This is a genomic window from Agromyces sp. SYSU T00194 (assembly GCF_040496035.1).
GTDB classification, from domain to species: Bacteria; Actinomycetota; Actinomycetes; order Actinomycetales; family Microbacteriaceae; genus Agromyces; species Agromyces chitinivorans.
This window is the reverse complement of record NZ_JBEPJZ010000001.1, coordinates 473,943-500,524: the sequence shown is the minus strand read 5'-3', so window position 1 is coordinate 500,524 and position 26,582 is coordinate 473,943. Positions and strand designations below refer to the sequence as shown.

22 protein-coding genes are annotated in these 26,582 nt (G+C 72.9%); 14 read left to right on the top strand and 8 right to left on the bottom strand.

The window, feature by feature from the left end:
• The first annotated feature begins 22 nt into the window (after positions 1 to 22).
• Both ABZK10_RS02410 and ABZK10_RS02405 read left to right on the top strand, forming a co-directional pair.
• Positions 23 to 544: a DUF2834 domain-containing protein gene (locus ABZK10_RS02410; RefSeq protein WP_353807585.1), complete on the top strand. Its 522-nt coding sequence runs from the start codon at positions 23 to 25 to the stop codon at positions 542 to 544.
• 10 nt (positions 545 to 554) lie between these two features.
• Positions 555 to 1,694 carry an ROK family transcriptional regulator gene (locus tag ABZK10_RS02405; protein ID WP_353807584.1) on the top strand — a complete coding sequence of 380 codons (1,140 nt, stop codon included), beginning with the start codon at positions 555 to 557 and terminating at the stop codon, positions 1,692 to 1,694.
• 54 nt (positions 1,695 to 1,748) lie between these two features.
• On the opposite strand, the gene ABZK10_RS02400 is transcribed toward ABZK10_RS02405, so the two are convergent.
• Entirely contained in the window at positions 1,749 to 2,720 is a 972-nt protein-coding gene (locus ABZK10_RS02400; RefSeq protein WP_353807583.1) for an acetylxylan esterase, read from the bottom strand.
• 184 nt (positions 2,721 to 2,904) lie between these two features.
• Between ABZK10_RS02400 and ABZK10_RS02395 the strand changes: the two genes are divergently transcribed.
• The 7 genes from ABZK10_RS02395 to ABZK10_RS02365 all read left to right on the top strand — a co-directional run bounded on the left by ABZK10_RS02395 (position 2,905) and on the right by ABZK10_RS02365 (position 14,646).
• Positions 2,905 to 4,200, top strand: coding sequence for an ABC transporter substrate-binding protein (locus ABZK10_RS02395; protein WP_353807582.1), 1,296 nt, complete (start codon positions 2,905 to 2,907; stop codon positions 4,198 to 4,200).
• A gap of 11 nt (positions 4,201 to 4,211) precedes the next feature.
• Complete coding sequence (locus ABZK10_RS02390; protein ID WP_353807581.1) at positions 4,212 to 5,156, top strand: carbohydrate ABC transporter permease; 945 nt, start codon at positions 4,212 to 4,214, stop codon at positions 5,154 to 5,156.
• On the top strand, positions 5,146 to 6,114 hold the full coding sequence (locus ABZK10_RS02385) for a carbohydrate ABC transporter permease (RefSeq protein WP_353807580.1): 969 nt from the start codon (positions 5,146 to 5,148) through the stop codon (positions 6,112 to 6,114). The genes ABZK10_RS02390 and ABZK10_RS02385 overlap by 11 nt, the downstream gene beginning before the upstream one ends.
• Before the next feature lie 21 nt (positions 6,115 to 6,135).
• Positions 6,136 to 8,685, top strand: coding sequence for a glycosyl hydrolase family 95 catalytic domain-containing protein (locus tag ABZK10_RS02380; RefSeq protein ID WP_353807579.1), 2,550 nt, complete (start codon positions 6,136 to 6,138; stop codon positions 8,683 to 8,685).
• A gap of 78 nt (positions 8,686 to 8,763) precedes the next feature.
• Entirely contained in the window at positions 8,764 to 10,815 is a 2,052-nt protein-coding gene (locus ABZK10_RS02375; protein ID WP_353807578.1) for a beta-galactosidase, read from the top strand.
• Positions 10,812 to 13,124 (top strand): alpha-xylosidase, encoded by a 2,313-nt coding sequence (yicI, locus tag ABZK10_RS02370; RefSeq protein WP_353807577.1) that lies wholly within the window; start codon positions 10,812 to 10,814, stop codon positions 13,122 to 13,124. Before ABZK10_RS02375 ends, yicI begins: the two co-directional genes overlap by 4 nt.
• A gap of 82 nt (positions 13,125 to 13,206) precedes the next feature.
• Positions 13,207 to 14,646 (top strand): amidase, encoded by a 1,440-nt coding sequence (locus ABZK10_RS02365; RefSeq protein WP_353807576.1) that lies wholly within the window; start codon positions 13,207 to 13,209, stop codon positions 14,644 to 14,646.
• 51 nt (positions 14,647 to 14,697) lie between these two features.
• Here ABZK10_RS02365 and ABZK10_RS02360 read toward each other — a convergent pair whose 3' ends face one another.
• The 6 genes from ABZK10_RS02360 to ABZK10_RS02335 form a co-directional block, all read right to left on the bottom strand.
• Positions 14,698 to 14,931, bottom strand: a complete 234-nt coding sequence (locus ABZK10_RS02360) for a hypothetical protein (RefSeq protein ID WP_353807575.1) — start codon at positions 14,929 to 14,931, stop codon at positions 14,698 to 14,700.
• A gap of 188 nt (positions 14,932 to 15,119) precedes the next feature.
• On the bottom strand, positions 15,120 to 16,523 hold the full coding sequence (locus ABZK10_RS02355) for an alpha/beta hydrolase-fold protein (protein ID WP_353807574.1): 1,404 nt from the start codon (positions 16,521 to 16,523) through the stop codon (positions 15,120 to 15,122).
• Between the two features lie 221 nt (positions 16,524 to 16,744).
• Entirely contained in the window at positions 16,745 to 17,758 is a 1,014-nt protein-coding gene (locus tag ABZK10_RS02350; RefSeq protein WP_353807573.1) for a sugar kinase, read from the bottom strand.
• Positions 17,755 to 18,372 (bottom strand): bifunctional 4-hydroxy-2-oxoglutarate aldolase/2-dehydro-3-deoxy-phosphogluconate aldolase, encoded by a 618-nt coding sequence (locus ABZK10_RS02345; RefSeq protein ID WP_353807572.1) that lies wholly within the window; start codon positions 18,370 to 18,372, stop codon positions 17,755 to 17,757. Before ABZK10_RS02345 ends, ABZK10_RS02350 begins: the two co-directional genes overlap by 4 nt.
• On the bottom strand, positions 18,369 to 19,124 hold the full coding sequence (locus ABZK10_RS02340; protein WP_353807571.1) for an SDR family oxidoreductase: 756 nt from the start codon (positions 19,122 to 19,124) through the stop codon (positions 18,369 to 18,371). Before ABZK10_RS02340 ends, ABZK10_RS02345 begins: the two co-directional genes overlap by 4 nt.
• Positions 19,121 to 20,188: a zinc-dependent alcohol dehydrogenase gene (locus ABZK10_RS02335; RefSeq protein WP_353807570.1), complete on the bottom strand. Its 1,068-nt coding sequence runs from the start codon at positions 20,186 to 20,188 to the stop codon at positions 19,121 to 19,123. Before ABZK10_RS02335 ends, ABZK10_RS02340 begins: the two co-directional genes overlap by 4 nt.
• Positions 20,189 to 20,366: 178 nt before the next feature.
• Between ABZK10_RS02335 and ABZK10_RS02330 the strand changes: the two genes are divergently transcribed.
• Both ABZK10_RS02330 and ABZK10_RS02325 read left to right on the top strand, forming a co-directional pair.
• The gene (locus ABZK10_RS02330; protein ID WP_353807569.1) at positions 20,367 to 21,377 is read left to right on the top strand and encodes an aldo/keto reductase; all 1,011 of its coding nucleotides are present in this window, start codon (positions 20,367 to 20,369) and stop codon (positions 21,375 to 21,377) included.
• On the top strand, positions 21,374 to 22,684 hold the full coding sequence (locus tag ABZK10_RS02325; protein WP_353807568.1) for an L-fuconate dehydratase: 1,311 nt from the start codon (positions 21,374 to 21,376) through the stop codon (positions 22,682 to 22,684). Before ABZK10_RS02330 ends, ABZK10_RS02325 begins: the two co-directional genes overlap by 4 nt.
• A gap of 34 nt (positions 22,685 to 22,718) precedes the next feature.
• Here ABZK10_RS02325 and ABZK10_RS02320 read toward each other — a convergent pair whose 3' ends face one another.
• The gene (locus ABZK10_RS02320) at positions 22,719 to 23,477 is read right to left on the bottom strand and encodes a FadR/GntR family transcriptional regulator (protein ID WP_353807567.1); all 759 of its coding nucleotides are present in this window, start codon (positions 23,475 to 23,477) and stop codon (positions 22,719 to 22,721) included.
• Between the two features lie 47 nt (positions 23,478 to 23,524).
• Here ABZK10_RS02320 and ABZK10_RS02315 point away from each other — a divergent pair, with 47 nt between their 5' ends.
• The 3 genes from ABZK10_RS02315 to ABZK10_RS02305 all read left to right on the top strand — a co-directional run bounded on the left by ABZK10_RS02315 (position 23,525) and on the right by ABZK10_RS02305 (position 26,581).
• The gene (locus tag ABZK10_RS02315; protein WP_353807566.1) at positions 23,525 to 24,376 is read left to right on the top strand and encodes a fumarylacetoacetate hydrolase family protein; all 852 of its coding nucleotides are present in this window, start codon (positions 23,525 to 23,527) and stop codon (positions 24,374 to 24,376) included.
• Positions 24,373 to 25,131, top strand: coding sequence for an SDR family NAD(P)-dependent oxidoreductase (locus tag ABZK10_RS02310; protein ID WP_353807565.1), 759 nt, complete (start codon positions 24,373 to 24,375; stop codon positions 25,129 to 25,131). Before ABZK10_RS02315 ends, ABZK10_RS02310 begins: the two co-directional genes overlap by 4 nt.
• Positions 25,132 to 25,321: 190 nt before the next feature.
• Positions 25,322 to 26,581, top strand: coding sequence for an ABC transporter substrate-binding protein (locus ABZK10_RS02305; RefSeq protein ID WP_353807564.1), 1,260 nt, complete (start codon positions 25,322 to 25,324; stop codon positions 26,579 to 26,581).
• Position 26,582 lies beyond the last annotated feature (1 nt).

The following is a 26,582-nucleotide window of genomic DNA, read 5'->3' as shown; positions in this document are numbered from 1 at the left end:
GCATCCGCTCGTGCAGTAGGGCGTGCGGCATCCGCTCGTGCGGGAGGGCACGCGGCATCCGCTCGTGCAGGAGGGCGTGCGGCATCCGCTCGTGCAATGGCGCCTGTGGCATCCGCCCGTGCAGGAGCGGGCGCTCCGGCATGCCCGGGTGCAAGACTGGCGCATGGCCAGGAACTGGACCCCGCTCGCCCTCGTCTACCTCGCGCTCTCGATCGTCGGCCTCGTCGGCACCTGGACGTTCAACGCGCTCGCCATCGTGCAGCTGCGTGACTTCGTCGGCGACTGGGTCGGGTCGGGCCCCGCCGTGTCGTCGCTCACGGTCGACCTGCTGATCGTCGCGACCGCCGGCAGCGTGCTCATCATCGTCGAGGCGCGGCGGATCGGCATGCGCTTCGCCTGGCTCTACGTCGTGGGCTCGGCGCTCACGGCCTTCGCGTTCACGTTCCCGCTGTTCCTCGCGATGCGCGAACGGCGCCTCGCCGCGCAGCGGGCGGGGGAGCCCGGCGACGGCGGGGCGGCATCCGCCGCCGACGCGCCCGGATAGGCTCGATCGCATGGCGAGCGCGGCATCCGACGACTGGAGCTTCCCCCGCCTGCACGACGGGCAGCGTGCGGTCCTGCTCGACGTGCTCATCCACGGCGAGCGGTCGCGCGCCGAGCTCGCCCGCCGCAACAACCTCTCGCGCGCGAGCCTCGCGCGCCTCACCCGCGAGCTCGTCGACCTCGGCTTCGTCGAGGAGGTCGCCCCCGCGACGCCGCCGAACGGCCGCGGGCGTCCCTCGGAGATGCTCCGCATCCGACCCGACTCCGCGCACTTCGTGGGCGTCAAGCTGACCGGCGAGGCCCTCTACGCCGCCGTCACGAACCTGCACGCCGAGGTGCTGGTCACGGAGGAGCATCCGCTCGCCTCACGCGAGGTCGCCGACGTCGTGGCGCTGATCGCCGACGTCGTCGCACGTGCGCGCACCGCCTCCCCCCGCCTGTCGGCCGTCGGCGTCTGCCTCGCCGGCGACGTGCACCTCGAGCGCGGCAGCGCGGTGGTCGTCGGATCCCACTTCCTCGGCTGGGACCAGGTGCCGCTCGAGGCGCTCGTGCAGCGGGCGACCGGGCTTCCGGCGACGATCTCGAACGACGTGCAGGCCCTGACGCTCGCCCACCACTGGTTCGGTGCGGGGGTCGGCCTCGGCACGCTCGCGGTGATCGGCCTCGGCGCGGGCATCGGCGCCGGGCTCGTCGTGAACGACGAGCTCGTGCGGGGCTCGCGCGGCCACCCCGGCAAGGTCGGGCACCTGCGCGTGAGCGAGACCGGTCCGTCGTGCGACCGCGGGCACGTCGGCTGCGCGAGCGCGTACGTGACCATCCCGGCGCTGCTGCGCAACTCCGGCGTCGACGGGTTCTGGGAGACCATCGACGCGGCCCGGGCCGGCGAACCCCGCGCGTCCGCGGCGGTGGCCGGCGCCGCCCGCGCCCTCGGCATCGTGATCGCGCAGATCGCGAACCTGATCGACCCGCAGAAGGTCATCGTCAGCGGCGAGGGCCGCGAGGTCGCGAACGTCGACCGGGGGCTGCTCGACCGGGTCGTCGCCGAGTACCTCGACCCGGCCATGGAGCCGTTCGAGCTCGACGTGCACGACTTCCGGTTCGCCGACTACGCCTGGGGCGCGGCGATCAGCGCGATCCGCCGGGTGGCCTGAGCGTCGAGCGGATGCCTCGCGGCGCCCGCCGCCGGGAGGCATCCGCTCGCCGGCTCAGCCCAGTCGCGGCGGCAACCAGGCCGCCTGGCGCAGCCACTGCGCGGTCTGGCCGCCCTCGTGCCCGTTGAACGCGTAGACCTCGAGCTCGCGGTCGTCACTGCGCAGCGCGTTGTACGACGCGAACACCGTCGAGGGCAGCACGATGTCGTCCATCAGCGCGACCGAGTACAGCGCGGGCAGCGAGATGCGGCGGGCGAAGTTCACGCCGTCGAAGTACGAGAGGGTCTCGAACACGCGCTCGTCGGTGCCGCGGTGCACGGCGAGGAAGCGCACCAGCTCGCTGTACGGCGCGGCCGCGGTCAGCTCGGCCGACCGGCGGAAGTCGGCGAGGAAGGGCACGTCGGGCATGACCGCACGCGGCACGTCGGAGAGCGCGGCGGCCGCGACGGAGATGCCGCCGCCCTGGCTGCCGCCGGTCACGGCGATGCGCGACGCGTCGACGCCCGGGAGGTCTGCGACGACGTCGAGCAGGCGCACCGCGTCGGTGTAGACACGGCGGTAGTAGTAGTCGTCGCGGTCGAGGATGCCACGGGTCATGAAGCCGGCGACCGCGGGGCCCGAACCGTGCGGGTCGGGGGTGTCGCCGCCCGAGCCCCACCCGCTGCCCTGGCCGCGGGTGTCCATGATCACGTGCACGTAGCCGGCCGACGCCCAGAACAGCTTCTCGCCGATGAGGCCGCGCCCTCCGTTGTACCCGAGGTACTCGACGACGGCGGGCAGGTCGCCGGTCGCGTCGGCGGGGCGTACGATCCAGGCACGGATCGGGTCGCCCGCGTATCCGGAAAAGGTCAGATCTTCGACGGTGACGGTGCGGAACGGCGCGTCGACGTCGGCGACGACGGGAGCGGTCGCGACCGCACGCGACTCCGCGAGCGTCCGCGCCCAGAAGTCGTCGAAGTCGACGGGGTCGTGCACGTTCGCGCGGTACTCGCGCAGGGCGTCCAGAGAGAGGTCGGTCAGTGCCATGGGAACGGATTCATCCAATCTCCTCGCGAAGAGGGGGTTGACTTTATGTTTCGAGGTGCGACAAAATAACGACGAACGTCAGACTACTCACCCGAGACGCAGTCTGGCATCGCACCAAGGGGAACAGGTCGCGCCGCGACCTTTCCGACAACGTCGTCTGGAAAGGACACACGAGATGAGACTCATGACGCGCACTCGACGCGTTGCGGCCGTGGCACTCGCCGGGGCCGTCGCAATCACCGGACTCGCCGCCTGCTCCACGGGCGACGACGGGGGCTCCGCCTCCGCGGACGGCCCGGTCGACATCGACTTCTGGGGCTGGGTCCCCGGCCTCGAGGACCTGGTCGACCAGTGGAACGACGAGAACCCCGACATCCAGGTCTCGTTCCACCGCATGACCGGCGACGACGGCCAGAAGGTCGAGGCCGCGGTCGACGCCGGCGCCGGCCCCGACCTCGTGCAGCTCAGCACCCACAACCTGCCCGACTACGTGATCGCCGGCCGCGTGCAGGACATCACCGAGTTCGTCGCCGACGACGAGTCGAACTACACCGCGAGCTCGTGGGCCTCGGTCAGCTTCGACGGCCAGGTCTACGGCGTGCCGCAGGGCATCGGCCCGGCGGCCACCATGTACCGCACCGATATCTTCGACGAGTACGGCATCGAGATGCCGACGACCTGGGACGAGTACGTCGACGCGGCCCGCGAGCTGCACGAGGCGAACCCCGACGTCTACATCGCGAACATGTCGCCCAGCGAGATCGGGCAGTGGTCGCAGGAGATCCAGCAGGCCGAGTCGAGCTGGTACGGCATCGACGGCGACAGCTGGACCGTGGGCGTGAACGATGCCGGCAGCCAGCTGGTGGCCGAGCGCTGGCAGACCCTCCTCGACGAGGGACTCGTCACGACGGAGCAGGTCTGGACCCCCGAGTACTGGGCCCTCGTGAACAACGGCACCATCGCCACGGTCACCTACGCGGCGTGGTTCCCGAGCCTGCTGGCCGAGAACGCGGCCGACACCTCCGGCGACTGGGCGATCGCGCCCATGCCGAAGAACGCCGGCTCCGACAACTCGGGCGACTCCGGCGGCGCGGCGGTCGTCGTGCTCGCGGGTGCCGAGAACCCCGGTGCCGCCGCCGAGTTCGCGAGCTGGCTGAACGGGTCGGACGACACACAGGAGGCGCTCATCACGGTCGGCGGGCTCTTCCCGTCGACGGTCAACGGACTCGCATCCGACGCCCTGCTCACCGAGTCGGAGTTCTACGGCGGACAGGTCATCAACGAGGTGTTCATCGAGTCGGCCGAGCAGACGCCCGCGACGTGGGTCGACGGACCGAACTACGGCACCGCGCAGACCGCGATCACCGACGAGTTCGCCAAGGTGATCAACGGCGAGGAGACCTTCCTCGAGGCGCTCGACAACGCCCAGGCGATCACCGTCGCGGACCTCGAGGACCGCGGCCTGAACGTGAGCGAGTGACGAGCGGATCCATGACCGCAGTCATCGCTCGTCCCACGGCTTCCCGGCGCCGCTTCACCGGCGCCGGGAAGCCGTGGGTGCCCTACGTGTTCGTCGCGCCGTTCGTGCTGCTGTTCCTGGTGTTCCTGGTCTCGCCGATCATCGTCGCGGTCTGGAACAGCCTGTTCTCGCAGCAGTCCAGCGGCCTCGGCTTCGGCGGCACCACCACCGAGTTCGTCGGGTTCGAGAACTTCGCCCGCGCGCTCGGCGACCAGGACTTCCTCGTGAGCTTCGGCCGGGTCGCCCTGTACGGCCTCGTGCAGGTGCCGGTGATGATGTTCATCGCCGCGACCCTCGCACTGCTCTTCGACAGCGCGCTCGTGCGCGGCCGCCGGTTCTTCCAGTTCGCCGCGTTCCTGCCGTACGCGGTGCCCGGCGTCATCGCCGCGCTGCTCTGGGGGTTCCTCTACCAGCCGTCGGTGAGCCCGCTCATCCAGGCGCTCTCCAGCCTCGGCGTCGACGCGGACCTGCTCGCGCCCGGCACCGTGCTCTGGTCGATCGCGAACGTGAGCATCTGGTCGTACACCGGCATCAACATGATCATCATGTTCGCCGCGCTGCAGGCGATCCCGCGCGAGATCTACGAGGCGGCGCGCATCGACGGCGCGAGCGACTTCCGCATCGCGGTCGGCATCAAGCTGCCGATGATCGCGCCGGCCGTGCTGCTCACGACGCTCTCGTCGATCATCGGCACCCTGCAGCTGTTCAACGAGCCGCAGGTGCTGAAGAACGTGACCGCGAACATCTCGAGCGACTACACGCCGAACATGGCGATCTACGCCGCCTCCACGCTCGGCAAGGACCCGAACCTCGCGTCGGCGATGGCCGTGATCCTCGGCATCGCGACACTGATCGTCTCGGTCATCGTCCTCCGACTGAACAACCGCACCACGAAGCGAGCGAGCGATGGCCTCTGACACCCTCTCCGTGACCGCGGCGTCGACGATACCGGATGCCCCCGAGCCCGGCGCCGCACCTCGCGCGCCGAAGCCGCCGAAGCGCCCACGCGGCGCCACGACGTTCGTGAACGGCGACCGCGTGAGCCGCGTCGGCATGATCGTGACGACCGCCGCGCTGCTGATCCCGACCGCGTACTTCCTGGTGCCCGTGCTGTGGCTCGTCGTCGCCTCGACCAAGTCGACCGGCGACCTCTTCTCCACGCCCGGGTTCGCGTTCGCCGACTTCCACCTGTGGGACAACCTGGCCGAGCTCAGCACCTACGACGGCGGCATCTACTGGCGCTGGGCGTTCAACTCGGTGATCTACTCGGTCATCGGCTCGGCGCTCACGGCGTTCGTCTGCGCCCTCACCGGGTACGCGCTCGCCGTGTACCGGTTCCGCGGCCGCAACGTGCTCATCGGCATCGTGCTCGGCAGCATGCTCATCCCGGGCACCGTGATCGCGCAGCCCACCTACGTGCTGCTGGTGAACCTCGGGCTGAACAACACCTACTGGGGCATCCTGCTGCCGGCGCTGGTGTTCCCGTTCGGCGTGCTGCTGTCGTTCATCTACGCGCAGTCGTCGGTGCCGATCGAGCTGATCGAGGCCGCGCGCCTCGACGGCGCCGGCGAGTTCCGCATCTTCGCCGGCATGGGACTGCGGCTGATGTCGACCGGACTCGTGACGGTGCTGCTGTTCGCGTTCCTCGGCAGCTGGAACAGCTACCTGCTCCCGCTGCTCGTGCTCACCGACCAGGAGCTCATGCCGCTCACGGTCGGCCTCACCGGCTGGAGCCAGGCGTCGATCACCATTCCGGGCCTGCAGGTCCTGACCGTGGTCGGGTCGCTCGTCTCGGTGATCCCGATCGCGATCGTGTTCCTGTCGCTGCAGCGCTACTGGAAGTCCGGCCTCACCGCCGGCGGCGTGCGCGGCTGAGCGCGGGAGACGAGCGAGACGATGAGCGAACTGCGCTACGACGCCCCGGCCGAACGGTGGGTGGAGTGCCTGCCCCTCGGCAACGGGCGCCTCGGCGCGATGATCGACGGCGCGCTGCCCGCCATGACGTTCCACCTGAACGACGGCACCGCGTGGTCGGGCTCGCCCGCGAGCGAGCTGCGCGACGCGCCCGACGCGGCGCGGTCCGCCGATGCGCTCGCCCGATCACGGGCGGCGCTCGCCGACGGCGACGTGCGGGTCGCCGAGCAGGCGGTGCGCGGACTGCAGTCGCGGTACTCGCAGGCGTTCCTGCCGTTCGCAGATCTGGTGCTGACGATCGGCGGAGCGGATGCGGCGGGGCCGGGGGGCCCGCCGGAGGCGACCGCGGGTACCGGAGCGGCCGGGTCGGGGGGCCCGGTCGCGACGGCCACGGGGGCGGGCGCGGCTGGGGCGGATGCCTCCGGCGCGTCGCCCGCCCCCGCCGGCCGTTCCGCCTACCGGCGTCGCCTCGACCTGCCGTCGGGCGTGCACGAGGTGCGCTCGGGCGCGCTCACCGTGTCGTCCTTCGCCTCCGGCACGGACGGCGTGCTGGTGATCGTGGTCGACGGGCTGCCGCCGGGCGCGGTCGCGGGCACGACGGTCGCGCTCTCGTCGCAGCTGCGCGTGCTCGACGCCGTGGCACAGGGCGACGAGCAGGTGCTGCACCTGCGGATGCCCTCCGACGTCGCACCCGGCCACGAGCCCGACCTCCCCGCCGCCGAGTGGGACGACGCCCCCGGCGCCGCGCTCGAGGGCGCGCTCGTCGTGCGCCGCGTCGAGGCCGGCGATCGCGCCGGGTGGCTCGTGGCGACCGAGACCACCTACACCGCGCCGGGTCGCGCACCCGAGGGCGACGCGACCGCCGCCGCGGACCGGGCCCGGGCGCGCATCGACCTGGCCGCCGCCCACGGGCTCGACGGCCTCCGCACCCGCCATGAGGCCGAGCACCGCGCGGCGATGGATCGCGTGCGCATCGACCTCGGCGAGGAGCCCGCGGGCGCACCCGCCACCGACGCGCGGCTGCGGGCCGCCGCATCCGCTCCCGAGGGCGCCCTGGCCCACGATCCCGCGCTCGTCGCCCTGGTCGTGGAGTACGGCCGGTACCTGCTCTGGTCGAGCGCCCGGCCGGGCGGCCTCCCGCCCAACCTGCAGGGCATCTGGAACGCCGAGATGCGTCCGCCCTGGAGCTCGAACTACACGGTGAACATCAACACCCAGATGAATCACTGGGCGTCGTTCACCGCGGCGCTCCCCGAGACCGCCGCGCCGCTCCGCGACTTCGTGCTCGCGCTCGCCGAGCACGCCGTCGCCGCCACGAGGCGCCTCTACGACGCACCCGGCTGGACCGTGCACCACAACACCGACGCGTGGGGATTCGCCGCACCGGCCGGGCGCGGCGGCGCCGACCCCCGCTGGGCCGCCTGGCCGATGGCGGGCGCCTGGCTCGCACGGCACCTCTGGGAGCCCGTCGCGTTCGGTGCGGCATCCGACGACGAGCTCCGCGAGGCCTGGCCCGCGATGCGCGGCGCGGCGGAGTTCGCGCTGCACTGGCACCACCGGGACGGCCGCGGCGACTGGTCGACCGCGCCGTCGACCTCGCCCGAGAACGCCTACCTCGCCGACGACGGCGCACCCGCCTCCCTCGACCGCGCGTCGGCCATGGACCTCGCGCTGCTGCGCGACCTGTTCGAGATCGTGGTCGAGGCCGCCGAGCGGCTGGGCCTCGCCGACGACGCGATCGCCCACGACGCCCGCGCACGCCTCGGCGACCTGCCCGCCGCCCCCGCGATCGACTCCGCCGGGCGCCTGCTCGAGTGGTCGGAGCCGCGTACCGAGGAGGACCCGCACCACCGGCACGTCAGCCACCTGTACGGGCTCTACCCCGGGGCCGGCACGTGGGACGAGGCGCACCGCGCCGCCGCCGCGGCGACGCTCGAGCGGCGCGGCGACGAGTCGACCGGCTGGTCGCTGGCCTGGAAGCTCGCGCTCTGGGCGCGCCTCGGCCGCGGCGACAAGGTCGGCGACCTCCTCGAGCTGCTGCTGCGCCCCGCCGACGACGTCACCGGCGAGTGGGCGGGCGGCCTGTACCCCAACCTCCTCGCGGCGCATCCGCCGTTCCAGATCGACGGCAACCTCGGATCGGTGGCCGGCGTGCTCGAGGCGCTGGTGCAGAGCCACGACGGATGCATCGAGCTGCTGCCCGCCCTGCCGCCCGCGCTCGCCGACGGCAGCGTGCGCGGCGTGATCGCGCGACCCGGCATCGAGGTCGACGTCGAGTGGGCGAGCGGCGCGCTCGTGCGTGCGACCGTGCGCGCCCACGCCGGCGCCGAGGGCCTCCGGGTCATCCGGTACGCCGGCATCGACCGCTCGGTGCGGCTGCGCGACGGCGAGTCCGTGCGCCTCGAGCCGTCGGCGTTCGACGGTCCGGCGTTCGCGGGCCCGTCGCATGCTGCCGGGAGGACCGGCACACGCCCGACCGCGCACGGCCGGCCGGCCGCGACCGTGCCGCCCGGGGCATCCGCGTCGCCCTGACCGCCTCCGACCGCATCCGCCCAGCCCGCCGCAGCCCACCCGCCTCCGCCACCGTCGCCCCTCACGAGAAAGACCCCGATGACCAGCTTCACCTCCCACTCCGCCGACCTGGCCGGCCCCACGGCGTTCCCGTGGCTCGCCGACGGGCTCGCCTACGGCGGCGACTACAGCCCCGAGCAGTGGCCCGAGGACGTATGGGCCGAGGACGTCGCGCTGATGCAGCGCGCCGGGGTGAACCTCGTGAACCTCGGCGTGTTCAGCTGGGGGCTGCTCGAGGTCGCCGACGGCGTGTTCGAGTGGGGCTGGCTCGACCGCATCATGGACCTGCTGCACGCCGGCGGCATCGGGGTGAACCTGGCCACGCCGACCGCCGCGCCGCCGATCTGGCTGCTGCAGGCGCATCCCGAGATCGCGACCGTCGACGCCGACGGCCGTCGCACCGCGCAGGGCGGCAGGCTCGCGTGGTCGCCGAGCTCGGCGACGTTCCGGCGCTACGCGCTGCGCATGGTGCGGGCGATCGCCGAGCGCTACGGCGACCACCCCGCGCTGCGCATGTGGCACGTGAGCAACGAGCTCGGCAACGAGAACGCGCGCTGCTACGGCGAGGAGACGGCGGTGGCGTGGCGCGACTGGCTCGCCGCGAGGTACGGCGACGTCGACGCGATGAACGACGCCTGGGGGAGTGCCTTCTGGGGCCACCGCTACACGTCGTTCGCGCAGGTCGAGCCGCCCCGGCACAACCGCACCCAGCACAACCCGGGCCTGCTGCTCGACTTCGAGCGCTTCACCTCCGACGCGCTGCTCGGCCACCACCTCGCCGAGCGCCGGGTGCTGCGCGAGGTCACGCCCGGCATCCCCGTGACGACCAACTTCATGGTGCAGGCGAACCCCGGCGTCGCCGACTACGCGCGCTGGGCCGAGGAGGTCGACCTCGTCGCCAACGACCACTACACGATCGGCGCCGACCCGCACCGCGAGGCCGACCTGGCGTTCTGCGCCGACCGCTCGCGCGGCATGGCCGGCGGTCGCCCGTGGCTGCTCATCGAGCACTCCACCGCGGCGGTCAACTGGCAGCCCGTCAACCGTGCCAAGGAGCCGGGCGAGATGGCGCGCAACACCCTCGCCCACATCGCGCGCGGCGCCGACGGCGCGATGTTCTTCCAGTGGCGGCAGTCGACCGCCGGGTCGGAGCAGTTCCACTCGGCGATGGTGCCCCACGCCGGCGCCGACTCGCAGGTCTACCGCGACGTCGTGGCGCTCGGCGCCACGTTGCGTGCGCTCGCACCCGTCGTGGGCTCGCGCGTCGCGCGCGCGCAGGTCGCGCTGCTCTTCGACCACGAGGCGGCCGCCGCCTGGGCGAGCGGCCGCACGCCGAGCGAGCTCGTGACCGCGGTCGACCTGCCGCGTGCGCTGCACCGCGCCCTCACCGAGCTCGGCATCGCCGTCGACGTGCTCCGCCCGGGCGACCCGCTCGACGGGTACCGGGCGCTCGTCGTGCCGACCCTGTTCCTCGCGACGGATGCCACAGCCGACGCAGTGCTTGCCTTCGCCGAGTCGGGCGGGCACGTGCTCGTCAGCTACCTCTCCGGCATCGTCGACGAGACGAACCGCGTGCGCACGGGCGGCTACCCGGGCGCGTTCCGCGACCTGCTCGGCGTGCGCGTCGACGAGTTCTTCCCGTTGTTCGCCGATGAGCGCCTCGCGCTCGACGACGGGTCCGTCGCGACCCTCTGGACCGAGCGCGTGGAGGTCGGCCCGGGCACCGAGGTGCTCGCCCGGCTCGCCGACGGCGCCCTCGCCGGCACGCCCGCCGTGACCCGCCGCACCGCCGGCGCCGGCAGCGCGACCTTCCTCGCGACCCGCCTCGACCACGACGGCCTCGTGGCGCTCGCGCGCACGTTCGCCGCGCACGCGGGCGTGACCCCCGTCGCCGACGTCGACGGCCCGGGAACGGAGGTGGTGCGGCGCGTCCACGACGACGGCCGCTCCTACCTGTTCGCGATCAACCACGCGGCATCCGACCGCACCATCATCGCGACCGGACGCGACCTGCTCGACGGCACCGCCGTCGACGGCGCGCTCGTCGTGCCCGCCGGCGCCGTGCGCGTGATCGAGGAGGACCCCCGATGAAGTTCACCGACGGGTTCTGGGCGCTCCGCCCCGGCGTCGACGCGCTCTACGCGCAGGAGGCGTACGACCTCGCGCCGCGCGAGCACGCGCTCGAGGTCACCGCGCCCACCAAGGTCATCGACCGCCGCGGCGACACGCTGAACCGGCCCACGCTCACCGTCACGCTCACGTCGCCGCTGCCCGGCGTCATCGGCGTGCGCGTCGAGCACCACCGCGGCGCGCACGAGCGCGGCGGCTTCGACCTGCCCGGTGCCGAACCCGGCCACGGCACGGTCGTCGTCGACGAGCACGGCGGCACCCTCACCAGCGGCGACCTCACCGCGCGCGTCACGGCCGGCGCCCCGTGGTCGCTCGCGTTCGAGTCGGCGGGCCGCACCCTCACCTCGAGCGGGCACAAGTCGGTCGGCTACCTGCGCCTCGCGCCCGACGCCCACGTGGAGCCCGCGCCCATCAACGAGACCGGGCGCAACGGGCAGCGCCACCACGCGCCCACCTACCTGCACGAGCAGCTCGCGCTCGGCGTGGGCGAGCACGTCTACGGCTTCGGCGAGCGGTTCGGCCCGCTCGTGAAGAACGGCCAGGCGATCGACATCTGGAACGCCGACGGGGGCACCTCGAGCGAGCAGGCGTACAAGAACGTGCCGTTCTACCTCTCCGATCGCGGCTACGGGGTGCTGGTCGACGACCCCGGCCACGTGTCGTTCGAGGTCGGCACCGAGAGCGTCGAGCGCGTGCAGTTCTCCGTCTCGGGCGAGGCGCTGCAGTACTACGTGATCGCCGGCGACCCGGCGACCGTGCTCGACCGCTACACCCGGCTCACCGGCCGGCCCGCGCAGGTGCCCGCCTGGTCGTACGGCCTCTGGCTGTCGACGAGCTTCACCACCGACTACGACGAGGCCACGGTCACGAGCTTCATCGACGGCATGGCCGACCGCGACATCCCCCTGTCGGTGTTCCACTTCGACTGCTTCTGGATGCGCGAGTTCAACTGGTCGGACTTCGAGTGGGATGCGCGCGTGTTCCCCGACCCCGAGGGCATGCTCGCGCGACTGCACGACAAGGACCTCCGCGTCTGCGTCTGGATCAACCCGTACCTCGGGCAGCGCTCGCCGCTGTTCGCCGAGGCGCGGGAGCTCGGCTACCTCGTGCGCCGCCCCGACGGCAGCGTCTGGCAGTGGGACATGTGGCAGGCCGGCATGGCCCTCGTCGACTTCACGAACCCGGATGCCTCGGCATGGTTCCAGTCCAAGCTGCGCGTGCTGCTCGACCAGGGCGTCGACTGCTTCAAGACCGACTTCGGCGAGCGCATCCCGATCGACGTCGTCTACGCCGACGGCCGCGACCCCGAGGCGATGCACAATCTCTACGCGCAGCGCTACAACGAGGCGGTCTTCGCCGTGCTGGAGGAGGAGCGCGGCGCGGGCGACGCGGTCGTGTTCGCGCGTGCCGCGACGGCCGGCGGCCAGCGGATGCCCGTGCACTGGGGCGGCGACTGCACGTCGACGTACGAGTCGATGGCCGAGACCCTGCGCGGCGGGCTGTCGCTGGCCATGTCGGGCTTCGGGTTCTGGAGCCACGACATCGGCGGCTTCGAGGGCACGCCCGACCCCGGCGTGTTCAAACGCTGGACCGCGTTCGGCCTGCTCTCGAGCCACTCCCGGCTGCACGGCAGCGAGTCGTACCGGGTGCCGTGGGCGTTCGACGACGAGGCCGTCGAGGTCACCCGGCGCTTCACCCGGCTGAAGCTCGAGCTCATGCCGATGCTCTACCAGGCGGGCATCGCGGCGCACGAGCGGGGCATCCCCGTCATGCGCCCGATGCAGCTGGCCTACCCCGGCGACCCCGCGATGACCCACCTCGATCGCCAGTACCTGCTGGGTGACGACCTGCTCGTCGCACCCGTGTTCTCGGCCGACGGCGAGGTGGACCTCTACCTGCCCGACGGCGGCTGGACGCACCTGCTGACCGGCGAGCGCGTCGCGGGCGGTCGCTGGCGCCGCGAGGTGCACGACATGCTCTCGCTGCCGCTCTACGTGCGCGACGGCGCGGTGCTGGCCCGGGGCGGCCGCGACGACCGGCCCGACCACGACTACCTCGACGGGCTCGTGCTCGAGCTCTACCCGGGCGAGGGCGCCGGCCGCCGCGAGGTGACGGTCACGACGCCCGAGGGTCGCGTCGGCACCTTCGTGGTCGAGTGGGCCGACGGCCGCGCGACGGCCACCGGCGACGTCGCCGACGGGTGGCGCCTGCGCATCGCGGGCGGCGCAGCGGTCGAGGCGGCCGGGGGAGGGGCCGAGCTGGCCTGGTGATCGCCCCGGGCGCGGTGCCTGCGTGGCTCCGCGCCCTAGGCTGTTCGCACCGCGAGGCGCGGGGAGGGGAGGCCGAACGCACATGAGCGGCTCCGACGCGCGTGCGCCCGGCGCATCCGACGACCTGGCCCTGCGCACCGCCGGGGAGGTGGTCGCCGGCTACCGCACCCGTGCGTTCGACCCGGTCGACGTGCTCGACGCAGTGCTCGCCCGCGTCGACCGCCTGGAGCCGCGACTGAACGCCTTCTACCGGCTCGCACCCGCTGAGGCCCGGACCGCGGCGATCGCGAGCGCACGACGCTGGGCGGCGGATGCCCCGGCCGGACCACTCGACGGCGTGCCGATCACGATCAAGGAGAACGTCGCCACCGCGGGCACCCCGCAGCCGTCGGGCACCGCCGCGTGGGACGACGCGGGCCCGGCCGCGACCGACGGCCCGATCGCACGACTGCTCGCCGCCGGCGGCGCGGTGCGCTTCGGCACGACCGTCATGCCCGACTTCGGCATGCTCTCGTCGGGCGTCTCGAGCCTGCACGGCATCACCCGCAGCCCGTGGAACCCGGCCTGGACGGTCGGCGGGTCGAGCGGCGGTGCGGGCGCCGCCGCGGCGGCATCCCTCGGCCCCGTGCACTCCGGCAGCGACATCGGCGGCTCGGTGCGGCTGCCGGCGAGCTGGCTCGGGCTCGTCGGGCACAAGCCGACCCACGGGCTGGTGCCCGTCGACCCGCCCTACCCCTGGCGCTGCATCGGGCCGCTCGCCCGCACGGTCGACGACGCCTCGCGGTTCCTCGAGGTCGCGACGGGCACCGACGCGCGCGACCACACGCAGGTGCCGGTCGCGCTGCCGTGGGCCCGGGTGCGCGATCGGCCGCGCGAGCACGTGCGCGGGCTGCGGGTCGCCTGGCACCTCGACGCCGGGTGGGGTGCGGCCGTCGCCCCCGAGGTCGCCGCGGTCGTGCGCGGTGTCGTCGGCCGGTTCGCCGACGCGGGCGCCGAGGTCGACGAGATCGCACCGTTCGCGAGCCCGGAGATGCTCGACGGGCTCGACCTGTTCCTGCGCGCCCGCTCGCTGCTCGACCTCGAGCGGATGCCCCCGGAGCGACGCGCGCGCGTGCTGCCGTTCATCCTCGACTGGACCGAGGGCGCGCGCGGCGCCGACGGCCTCGCCGTGCTGGACGCCTTCCAGCAGGTGCAGGCGCTGCGGGCGGCGACCGTCGCCGCGACGCTGCCGTACGACGTCGTCGTCTCGCCGGTCTCGCCGGACGCCGCCTTCCCCGCCGAATGGCCGATGCCGTCGAACGATCCGGACACCTCGTTGCACCACATCGGCTTCACGGCGCCGTACAACGTCTCCGACCAGCCCGCGGTCTCGGTCAACGCGGGCTTCACGGCCGACGGGCGGCCGGTCGGCGTGCAGCTCGCGGGCCGACGCTTCGACGACGTCGAGCTGCTGCGGGCGGCGCGATGGTTCGAGCGCGCGCGGGGCGCTTCTGCGACGCCGGACTGGGCCTCGGTCGGCTGAGTCGGTCGGGCGAGCGGATGCCCCGGGCCGCCGGGCGGGGCGGCGGTGCGTTCAGTGCGCGATGCGGGCGCCGTGGTGGCCGTGCCCGTGTCCGTGGCCGCCGAACCAGCGGTCGAAGAGGGCGCGCAGGCCGTGGTGCAGCGGCTCCGGCTCGGGTGCGGTGGCGACGTCCGCGGCGCGCGCGGCCTCCAGCTCGCGGCGGCGCACCGCCCAGGCGCGCTCGTGCAGTCGTCGTTCGTGCGCGGTGATGGCGCTGTCCATCAACGGGATCTCGGACGTGTACATCGGGGTGCTCTCTGATCCGGGGAGAACTGAGCAAGCCTCACATTACGCGTGCTCCCGCGAACCGCAACGGTTCGACGGACGCACGTCCGACGGCGTCGTCAGGTTCGCCCGTGGCATCCGCCGCCCGACCCCCCTGCCCGCCACGGCGGGCGGGGCCTCCGCCCCGCCCGCCGTGGGTCAGCGTGCGATCAGCCGTTCCACTCGCCGAACGCGGCCGGGGCGAACGCCACCTTGGTCACGAAGTCCTTGAGCAGGATGCGCCAGACGTACCACTCGTGCCCGCCGTGGAAGAAGTCCGTGGTCACCGGGATCTCCGCCGCGACGAACGTGGCGACCTGGTTGGCCGGGCCGGTGTGGTTGGTGCGGAACCCGACGGCGTGGATCGGGTCCTGCCACCCGCCGCCGATCAGGATCGACTTGTCGCGCAGCGGGTCGGCCTGCTCCTCGGTCAGCTCGGCGTAGGCGGGTGCCAGCCCTGCGCTCATCATGCCGTAGTACTGGAAGGTCTCCGGGTACTTCAGCATGAACGAGTTGGTCGCGATGCCGCCGGCCGAGAGGCCCGAGAAGGCGCGGCCGTCGGCGTCCTCGACGACATGGTAGTTCGCCTCGATGTACGGGATGACGTTGTCGATGACGTCGCGGTCGAACGCCTCGTTGAAGTCGGAGCCCGGGTACCCGCCGTTGTTCGGCATCACGACTACCATCGGCACGGTCTCACCGGTCGCGATCAGGTTGTCGAGGATGTCGTTCGCCGCGCCCTGGGTGGTCCAGTCGATCTCGTTGCCGCCACCGCCGTGCAGCAGGTAGAGCGTCGGGTACGGCTCGGCACGCTCGGGGTCGTACCCCGGCGGGGTGTACACGGTCAGGTAGTTCTCGTCCGCAGGCGAGACGTGGCCCGGGGAGGCGTAGGTCACGTGCGTGAGCTCGCCCTGCTCGTCGGCCGGCCCGCTCCACGAGTAGTCGACGGTGTCGAACTCGGGGTCGGACGGCACGTACACCTGGCTGTTCGGCTCGGTCGAGCCGATCGTGCCGTCCTCGGTCTCGTTCCACGGGAGGTTCGCCGGGTCGGCGACCTGGGTGCAGCCGCTGCCGTCGTCGGTCTCGCAGTCGACGAAGTAGCCGTAGGTGAACACGCCGGAGGGCAGCGGGGTGGTCCACGTCCAGACGCCGCTGTTGCCGCGCTCGGACATGTCGATCACCGGCCAGTTGGCCGCCGTGGCGTTCGGGTAGGCGATCGGCACGTCGCCCGGCTCCCAGTCGGCGGGGAGAATGCCCTGCGTCTCGACGACGGGGTTGTCGGGCGTGCCCGCGATCCGGGTGAGCTCGCTGGGGCGCTCGAAGTACCACTCGCCCTTGATCTGCACGCGATCGGCGTCGGGCGCGTAGAGGCTGAAGGTCACCTCGTAGCCGGTCGGCGCCTTCCCGGTGTGCTTCACCGCCGGCGCCAGGCTCGTCGTGGTCGGCCCCGCGGCCGCCGGTGCCTGCGGCGGAACGGCGTAGGCGGCCCCGGCGACGGTGGTGCCGGCGACCGCGAGGGCCAGGGCGGCACCGACGGCGAGCCGACGGCGTGCGTGCGTAGATCGTGACGTCATCGTCGTATCCCCTCTCGGGCCGCGTCGGTGCGGCCCTTGGATTCAAGTGATGAACGCAAAAGTAGAGGATCGGCGACGGGTGTTGTCAAGGGTTGAATGGAAAATTTCGTCGAAGATGACTCAGTTCCGGGTTCGGGAGTTGCGCACGGCCGTCGGAACGTCCGGAATCGCGCCGGACCGTACGACCGTGCACGCAGTGGTTGCAGATCGTGCAGGCGGATTCAGCGTCGGACCGGGTCGCCGCCGTCCAGGCGCGCCAGGTCGGCGCGCGTCGCCGCACCCTCCCAGTCACCCGGGTGGGTGCACGCCGCCGCGCCCGTGCGCACCGCCGTCTCGAGCCGCGTCGCGACCGGCGCGCCCGCGACGCGCTCGGCCAGGTAGCCGGCCACGAACGCATCGCCCGCACCCACCGTGTCGGCGACCTCGACCGGCACCGCTCCGCGGCGCAGCACCTCGGGCCCGCGCTCGCGCGCGACGCGCACGAGCGCGCCCGCGGCGCCCAGCTTGACCACGACCTCCGACGGGCCGAGGGCCGCGACGCGCTCGGCGAGCTCATCGGGAGTCCCGGTGCCGACGAGCAGCGCGGCCTCGTCGTCGCCGGCGAACACCACGTCGGCGGCCGCCGCGAGCTCGCGGTACCGCGCCGCGGCGGCATCGGCGTCGGCCCAGAGGGTCGAGCGGTGGTTCACGTCGAACGACACCGGCACCCCGGCCGCCCGCGCCCGCGCCACGAGCGCGTCGATCGCCGCGGAGGCGCTCGCCGAGAGCGCGGGCGTGATGCCGGTCACGTGCACGAGTGCGTGGCCGGCGACGTCGAGCGCATCGAGGTCGGATGCCCGGAGCCGACTGCCCGCGCTGCCTGCGCGGTAGTACGCCACGTCGGTGCGCCCGGCGGCGGGCGTCGTCTTGACGAGCAGGCCGGTCGGCGCGTCGGCGTCGACCGGGGCCACGACATGGACGCCCTCCGCACGCAGCTCGCGCACGACGCGGCGCCCGAGCCCGTCGTCGCCGACCCGGCCGAGCCAGGTCACGGGCGTGCCGAGCCGGGCGAGCCCGATGGCGACGTTGCCCTCCGCCCCGCCGGTGCCGACCACGAGCTCGCCGACCGTCGCCAGCGAACCGAGGTCGCGTGCGCGCAGCACGCCGAGGCCCTCGCCGACGGTCAGCACGCCGCCGGCGCGGCCGGACGACGCCGGCACTGCGGCATCCGCCCGCTGCCCGCCGGCGCCCGTCACGCGCCCACCAGCTCCATCGCGGCACGCGAGCGCCGGGTGATCTCGTCCCAGTCGCCCGCCGCGATGAGCTCGCGCGGCGCCATCCAGCTGCCGCTGACCGCGAAGACGTGCGGCGAGGCCGCGTACTCCGCCGCGTTCGCGGGCCCCACGCCGCCGCTCGGGAGGAACCGCACCTGCGGGAACGGGCCCGCGAGCGCGGAGATCATGGCGAGCCCGCCGAGCACGCCCGCGGGGAAGAGCTTCAGCCGGTCGAGGCCCGCGCGCAGCGCGCGCTGCACCTCGGTGGCGGTCGCGACGCCCGGCACGACCGGCACGTCCAGCGACGCGCAGCGCGCGAGCACCTCGTCGTCGAGCCCCGGCGAGACGATGAACCGCGCGCCCGCGTCGACCGCACGCTCGACGTCGGCGCCGGTGAGCACCGTACCCGCCCCGACGAGGAAGCCCTCGGGCAGTGCGGCGCTCGCCTCGCGCATCGCGTCGATCCCCGCATCCGTGCGCATCGTGATCTCCGCGCAGCGGATGCCGCCCTCGGCGAGCGCGGCCACGAGACCCGGTGCCCGCGCCGCGTCGTCGATCACGACGACCGGCACGATGCCGACCCCGTCGAGCGTCATCGTCCGAGCCACCCGCCGTCCACCGGCAGCACGATACCCGAGACGTAGTCCGAGGCCGGCGACGCCAGGAACACGGTCGCCCCGCCGAGGTCGGACGCCCGCCCCCAGCGCCCGGCCGGGATGCGCTCGAGGATCGCGCGCGAGCGGTCGGGGTCGTCCTGCAGCGCCTGCGTGTTGTCGGTCGCGATGTAGCCGGGGGCGATGGCGTTCACGTTCACGCCCCGCGACGCCCACTCGTTGGCGAGCGCCTTGGTGAGCCCTGCGATGCCCGACTTGGCCGACGCGTAGCCCGGCACGTTGATGCCGCCCTGGAAGCTGAGCAGGCTCGCCGTGAAGATCACCTTGCCCGAACCGCGCGCGAGCATCGGTGCCGCGACCTTCTGGGTCAGCGCGAACTGGCTCGACAGGTCGACCTCGATCACGCGGTCCCACAGCTCGAGCGGATGCTCCGCCGCCGGCGCGCGCTCGATGGTGCCGGCGTTGTTCACCAGGATGTCGGGCGCGCGCTCCGCGAGCTCGTCGCCGAGCGCGAGCACGGCGCCGCGGTCGGCGAAGTCGACGGCGCGGGCCTCGAACCGGCGGCCGAGGGCCTCGACGGCCTCGCCGATCGCGCTGCCGGAGGTCTCGATGCTGGCGCTCACGCCGATGACGTCGGCGCCCGCCTCGGCGAGCGCGACGGCCATGCCGAAGCCGATGCCGCGCTTCGCGCCGGTGACGACGGCGAGGGTGCCCGTCAGGTCGAAGGCGCTCATGCCGTCGCCTCCGCCCGCTCGGCGTCGGCCGCATCGCCGGTCGCATCCGCCGAGACGCCGACGAGGATCTTCATCGCCGTGCCGCCCTCGAGGTCGGCGAACGCGGCCCGGGTCTCCTCCATGGGCACGATGCGCGTGATCATCAGGTCGGTCGGGATCAGGCCTCCGGCGATGAGCTCGACCGCGGTCTCGAAGTCGGGGCGCTGGTAGACCCGCGCGCCGAGGATGCGCAGCTCGCGCCAGAACACGCGCTGCAGGTCGATCTCGCGGGGCGTCGGGTGGATGGCGACGACCACGAGCGTGCCGCGCACCTTGGCGAGCGAGGTCGCGCCGAGCACGGCGGCGGCCGCGCCCGAGACCTCGAAGACGACGTCGGCGCCCGCGCCGCCGGTCCACTCCTCGACCCAGGCGACCTGGTCGGTCTCGCGGGGGTCGATCGTGGCGAAGCCGAGGCCGGCGACCTGCGCGCGGCGCGCGGGGTCGAGCTCGATGACGGCGACCTCGGCGCCGAAGTGGCGCGCGACCGTGGCGATGAGCACGCCGATCGGGCCGCCGCCGATGACGACGGCCCGGTCGCCGGTCGTGAGTTCGGATCGGCGCACGTCGTGCACGGCGACCGCGACCGGCTCGACCAGCGCGGCCGCATCGAGCGCGATGCCCGCGGGCATGCGCACGAGGGTGTGGGCGGGCACGTTCCACAGCTCCTGCAGGGCGCCGGGGGAGTCGATGCCGATGAAGTCGAGGTGCTGGCAGATGTGGGTGTTGCCGGCGAGGCATGCCGGGCAGGTGCCGTCCCAGTCGAGCGGCATGACCGTGACGTTCTCGCCGACGGCCCAGCCGTCGACGCCCTCGCCGACGGACTCGATCGTGCCGCTCATCTCGTGGCCGAAGACGAGCGGGCGCTCGACGCGCGCGTCCATGTTGCCGTGCAGGATGTGCAGGTCGGTGCCGCAGAGGCCGACGTAGGCCACGCGGATGCGCACCAGGCCCGGTCCCGGGGGCGCCGGCTCCGCCTCCGAGGTCTCGAGGGTGTGTTCGCCGACGTACGCGACTGTGCGCATCATTGCTCCAGAATGTCCGATGAATGGGCGGCGCAATCGTATGATGTTTGCCCGAATCACGCAATCCGCAGCCTACAGGATGCGCCCATTCGCAAATTGATCTAATCTTTAGCTGCACCTGTGGGTGTACGTCGCGCAGTGATCCGCGCGCGGCGGCGAGAGACGACGAAGGGGCACCTCGATGAAGAGCCGTGCGCTCCGCACCGGCCTGCCGTTGACCGAGATCGGCATGGGCGTCGCCCAGTTCGGCAACCTCAACCGCGAGACGACCGACGAGGCGTCCGTCGCCGCCGTCGACGCGGCATGGGATGCCGGCATCCGCTACTTCGACACCGCGCCGCACTACGGCATCGGCCTCTCCGAGCGCCGCCTCGGTGCAGCGCTCGCCGGGCGGCCCCGCGACCAGTACGTGGTCTCGACGAAGGTGGGTCGCCTCCTCGAGCCGTCGCCCGAGACGGCCGACCGGCTCGACGGGCACGGCTTCCTCGTGCCCGCCACCGCGCGGCGCGTGTGGGACTTCTCCCGCGACGGCGTGCTGCGCTCGCTGGAGTCGAGCCTCGAGCGCCTGGGACTCGACCGCATCGACGTGGTCTACGTCCACGATCCCGACGACCACGGCGACGAGGCGCTCGAGGGCGCCTTCCCGGCGCTGGTCGAGCTGCGCGACCAGGGCGTCGTCGGCGCGATCGGCGCCGGCATGAACCAGTCGGCCATGCTCGCGCGCTTCGTGCGCGAGAGCGATCTCGACGTCGTCATGCTCGCCGGCCGCTTCACGCTCTTCGAGCAGGACGCGCTCGACGACCTGCTGCCGGTCGCACTCGAGCGCGGGGTCGGGGTCGTGGCGGCGGCCGTCTACAACTCCGGCCTGCTCGCCGCCCCGACCGTGCCCGACGACGCGCACTACGACTACGGCCCGGCGCCCGCCGCGGTCATCGAGCGCGCCCGCGCGATCGCCGCGACCTGCGCGGAGTTCGGCGCGACGCTCCCCGAGGCGGCGATCGGCCTTCCGCTGCGGCACCCGGCGGTCGTCTCGGTCGTCGTCGGCACCCGCACCGCCGCGCACGTCGCGAGCACGCTCGAGCGGTATCGGGCCGACCTCCCCGACGACCTCTGGCGGGCGCTCGCCGAGCGCGGCCTGCTGCGCCCCGACGCCTTCCCGGCCGACGCCCCGAACGGAGCACCCGCCGCATGACCACCATCACCGGTGCCGTCGTCCACGACGTGCGCTTCCCGACCTCGCTCAGCATGGACGGCTCCGACGCCATGAACAAGGACGGCGACTACTCGGCCGCCTACGTCGTGCTCGAGACCGACGGCGAGCTCGCCGGATACGGATTCACGTTCACCATCGGCCGCGGCAACGACCTCTGCGCCGAGGCGGCCCGCCAGTACGCCGCGCCGCTCGTGGGCCGCGACGTCGACGCGCTCCTCGACGACCTCGGCGGCGTGTACCGCGAGCTGGCCTCCGACTCGCAGCTGCGCTGGCTCGGACCCGAGAAGGGCGTCGTGCACCTCGGCATGGCCGCCGTCATGAACGCGCTCTGGGACATGGCCGCGCGCCGCGCCGGCGTGCCGCTCTGGCGCCTGCTCGCCGACATGACGCCCGAGCAGCTCGTCGACGTCGCCGACCTGCGCTACCTCTCCGACGCCCTCACCCGCGAGGAGGCCGTCGCGATGCTCGCGGAGATGGCGCCGACCCGGGCGGACCGCATCGCCGACCTGGCGGCGCGCGGCGGCTACCCCTGCTACACGACCAGCGCGGGCTGGCTCGGCTACAGCGACGAGAAGTTGCGGCGCCTGCTGCAGGAGGCCGTCGACGAGGGCTACCGCCACGTGAAGCTGAAGGTCGGCGCGAACCTCGACGACGACATCCGGCGCCTGCGCATCGCGCGCGAGGTCATCGGGTGGGACGCCAAGCTCATGATCGACGCGAACCAGGTCTGGGACGTTCCGGAGGCGATCGACTGGGTCGGCGCGCTGGCCGAGTTCCAGCCGCACTGGATCGAGGAGCCGACGAGCCCCGACGACGTGCTCGGCCACGCCGCGGTCCGGCGCGCGGTGGCGCCGATCGGCGTCGCGACCGGCGAGCACGGCATGAACCGGGTGCTGTTCAAGCAGATGTTCCAGGCCGGCGCGATCGACTACTGCCAGCTTGACTCCGCGCGACTCGCGAGCATCAACGAGATCCTCGCGGTCTACCTCATGGCGAAGAAGTTCGGCGTGCCGGTCTGCCCGCACGCGGGCGGCGTGGGGCTCTGCGAGCTCGTCCAGCACCTGTCGATCTTCGACTACGTCGCCGTCTCCGGCTCGCTCGACGACCGCGTCACCGAGTTCGTCGACCACCTGCACGAGCACTTCGTCGACCCGTGCGTGGTCGAGCACGGGAACTACGTGCTGCCGTCGCAGCCCGGCTACAGCGCCGAGATGCACGCGGCGTCGGTCGCGGAGTACGCGTATCCCGACGGCGCCTACTGGTCCGGGGTGCGCGACGTTGCCTGATCCCGTCCGAGCGCCCGTGGGCGCGGCCCCGCGCTCACTCGGGTGCGGCCGCGTCCTCGTCGGCGTGCGCCGTCGCGAACTCCTCGACGCCGAGGATGTGCACCGCCATGCGGATGCGCGCCCGCTCCGGGTCGTGCGCCCGCAGCTCGGCGAGGATCGCACGGTGCTCGCCCTGGGTCTCGCGCACCGTGCCGCGCTCGCTGATGGCCCGCCAGAGCCGGGCGCGATGGGTGCGCCCGACGAGGCTGTCGATCATGCCGGCGAGCGCCGGGTTGCCGCTCGCCTGGGCGATGCGGCGGTGGAACGCGGTGTCGGTGTCGATGAAGCGCTCGAGGTCCATGTCGGGGTCGCTGCGCAGGATCTCGTCGACCTCCGCGAGGATCCCGTCGAGGGCCGCGAGGTCGTCGTCGGTGACGGCGGATGCCGCGAGGGCGGCGCTCTCCGCCTCGAGCACGCGTCGCACGGCCAGCAGGTGGCCCGCGTGGGCCGGGGTGTGCAGCTCGGCGAGCATGCCGAGGGGGCTGAGCAGCTGCGCCGGGTCGAGCGAGGTCACGTAGGTGCCGTCGCCCTGGCGGGTCTCGAGCACCCCCAGGATCGCGAGCGCACGCACGCCCTCGCGGAGCGACCCGCGCGAGACCCCCAGCTCGGTGGCGAGGTCGCGCTCGATGGGCAGCCGGGCACCCGGACCGAGTCGCCCGTCGGTGATCATGCCCTTGATGCCCGCGATCACCACGTCGGTCTGCGAACGTGCCGGGATCTCGGCCCGGCCCCGCGCCGTCGACGTCTCAGTCATCTGACCATTCTTGCACCCCGACCCGGTGCGCAACCGAAAGGAACCCCGTGAACATCGCACGACTCGGCGCCCCCGGCGCAGAGATCCCCGTCCTCCAGCACGAGGGGGTCTCGTACGACCTCCGGCCCCTGACCGCCGACGTCGACGGGGCCTTCCTCGCAGCCGACGGCGTCGCCCGCGCCCGCGCGGCGCTCGAGGCGGGTGAGCTGCAGGCCCTCGACGGCGCCGCCGACCTCCGGGTCGGGGCGCCGATCGCGCGTCCCGGCAAGATCGTCTGCATCGGCCTCAACTACCGCGACCACGCGGAGGAGTCGGGCATGGCGATCCCCGCCGAGCCGGTCGTCTTCATGAAGGACCCGTCGACGATGGTCGGCCCCTACGACGACGTGCTGATCCCGCGGAACTCGACCAAGACCGACTGGGAGGTCGAGCTCGGCGTCGTGATCGGCACCACCGCCCGGTACCTGGAGTCGCCCGCGGACGCGCTCGCGCACGTCGCCGGCTACGCCACCTCGCACGACGTGTCCGAGCGCGAGTTCCAGCTCGAGCGCGGCGGCCAGTGGGACAAGGGCAAGAGCTGCGAGACGTTCAACCCCTTCGGGCCCGCGCTGGTGCCCGCATCCGAGGTGCCCGACCCGCAGGCGCTCGGCCTGCGCCTCTCGGTCAACGGGGTCACGCACCAGGACGGCACGACCGCCACGATGATCTTCGACGTCGCGTACGTCATCTGGTACCTCAGCCAGTTCATGGTGCTGCACCCGGGCGACGTCCTGAACACGGGCACCCCGGCGGGCGTCGCGCTCGGCATCGAGGGCCAGCCCTACCTGCGCGCGGGCGACGTCGTCGAGCTCGAGATCGATGGGCTCGGCCGCCAGTCGCAGCGGATGGTGCAGGCATGAGCGCCGGTGCGTTCGACGGCCTCGTCGCGGTCGTGACGGGCGGCGCGTCCGGCATCGGCCTCGCGACGGCGACCGCGCTCGCCGGGGCGGGTGCCACGGTCGCCGTGCTCGACCTCAACGCCGACGGGCTGCCCGAGGGCATCGCCGGCTACACCGCCGACGTCACCGACCGCGTGTCCGTCGAGTCCGCGATCGCCGCGGTCGCGGCCGACCACGGCGGCATCGACGTGCTGGTGAACAACACGGGCGTGAGCTCGGTCGGCACCGTCGAGGAGGCATCCGACGGGGAGTGGGCGCGCGTACTCGACGTGAACGTCGTGGGCATGGCCCGCGTGAGCGCCGCGGCGCTGCCCTGGCTGCGTCGATCGGAGCACGCGGCGATCGTGAACATGTGCTCGATCGCGGCGCTGAACGGCCTGCCCCAGCGCGTGGTGTACGGCGCGTCGAAGGGTGCCGTCATGGGCCTCACCTACGCGATGGCGACCGATCACATCGGGGAGGGGATCCGGGTCAACTGCGTGAGCCCCGCGACCGTGTACACCCCGTTCGTCGAGCGGATGCTGCAGGGCTTCGACGACCCCGTCGCCGAGCGCGCCGCGCTCGACGCGCGCCAGGCGACCGGTCGCATGGTGACGCCCGACGAGGTCGCGGCCGCCGTGCTGTACCTCGCGGACCCGCGTTCGGTCTCGCTCGCGGGCATCTCGCTCGACGTCGACGCGGGCGTCACCCACCTGCGGGTTCGTCCGAAGGGCTGACCGCGGGGGAGAATCGACGGCGGGCCGGGGTACTCCCCGGCCCGCCGTCGTGTGCGGGCGGCGATCATCCGATGAGTGTTTGACCGTAGTGATGATACGTAGTATGTTTGCTCGCAAGCAGTACCCCCCTGTGGCTGTCACCGTCGACCTGCGGTGCCGGCACGCATTCCCAGAGATGAGAGGCATCGCAATGAAGCGGTTCGTAGCACCGGTCGCCATCGGAGTCGGGGCGGTCCTCGCCCTCTCCGCGTGTGGCGGCGCAGCAACCACCCCCACCGGAGAGTCGGCGGACGACGGCAAGCTCGTCATCTGGAACTGGGGCAACTCCGACGACGCGGCGGCCGCGTACCAGGACGAGGTCCTCGCGGTCTTCGCCGAGTCGCACCCCGACGTCGAGGTCGAGATCGTCTCGCAGCCGTTCGACCAGTACTACACGCTGCTCGGCTCGGCCATCGAGGCCGGCACCGGCCCCGACCTGGCCCTGTTCAACGGCGGCACGCAGCTGAAGTCCCGCACCAACCAGCTGACCCCGGTCACCGAGCAGCTCGCCGACATCCACGACCAGCTCGCCGGTTGGCCCGCCTTCGAGGACGGCGGCGAGACCTACTCGGCCCCGATGTTCCTCCAGGGCTTCCCGATCTACTACAACAAGGCGATCTTCGCCGAGGCCGGCCTCGACCCCGAGAACCCGCCGACCACGTGGGACGAGCTGGCCGACGCCTGCGACGCCATCGCGAGCGAGACCGACGTCTCCTGCTTCGCGCTCGGCAACAAGGAGGGCCTCGGCATCGAGTTCTTCCTCTCCGGCTTCGCCTCGGGCATCTTCACCCCCGAGGAGTACGACGCGTGGATCGACGGCGAGCGCGACTGGGAGTCGGAGCACGCTACGCAGGTGCTCCAGCTCTGGGCCGACACCGCCGCCGACGGCTGGTACAACGACGGCGCGAACTCCACCGCGATGTTCAACGACTCGTTCGACCTGTTCTCGGGCGGCAGCGCCGCCATGGTCATCGGCCTCTCCTCGGGCATCGCCCACTGGAAGCAGTTCGACGACTTCCTCGGTGACGACCTCGGCTTCATGATGCCGGTCACGGTCAACGACGGCACCACGCTGGCGCTCCCGATCGAGGGTGGCATCGGCTACGGCGTGCTGAACGCCGACAAGGTCGACCTCGGCGTCGACTGGATCAAGGCGACCGTCGACCGCGACGCGCTGGCGAACTACTCGATCGCCGGCGGCCAGATCGTCTCCGACACCACCATCGAACTCGACACCGACATCCAGTCCGCGCAGGACATCGTGGCGGAGCTGCCCGGCAGCAAGCCGCTCCTGCACACGGCGCTCGGCGGCGACACGCTCGACCTCCTCCACCGCCTCGGCCAGCAGATGCTGGTCGGCGAGGTGACCGTCGACGACGCGGCGAGCCAGCTGGCGGCTTCGGAAGGCTGAA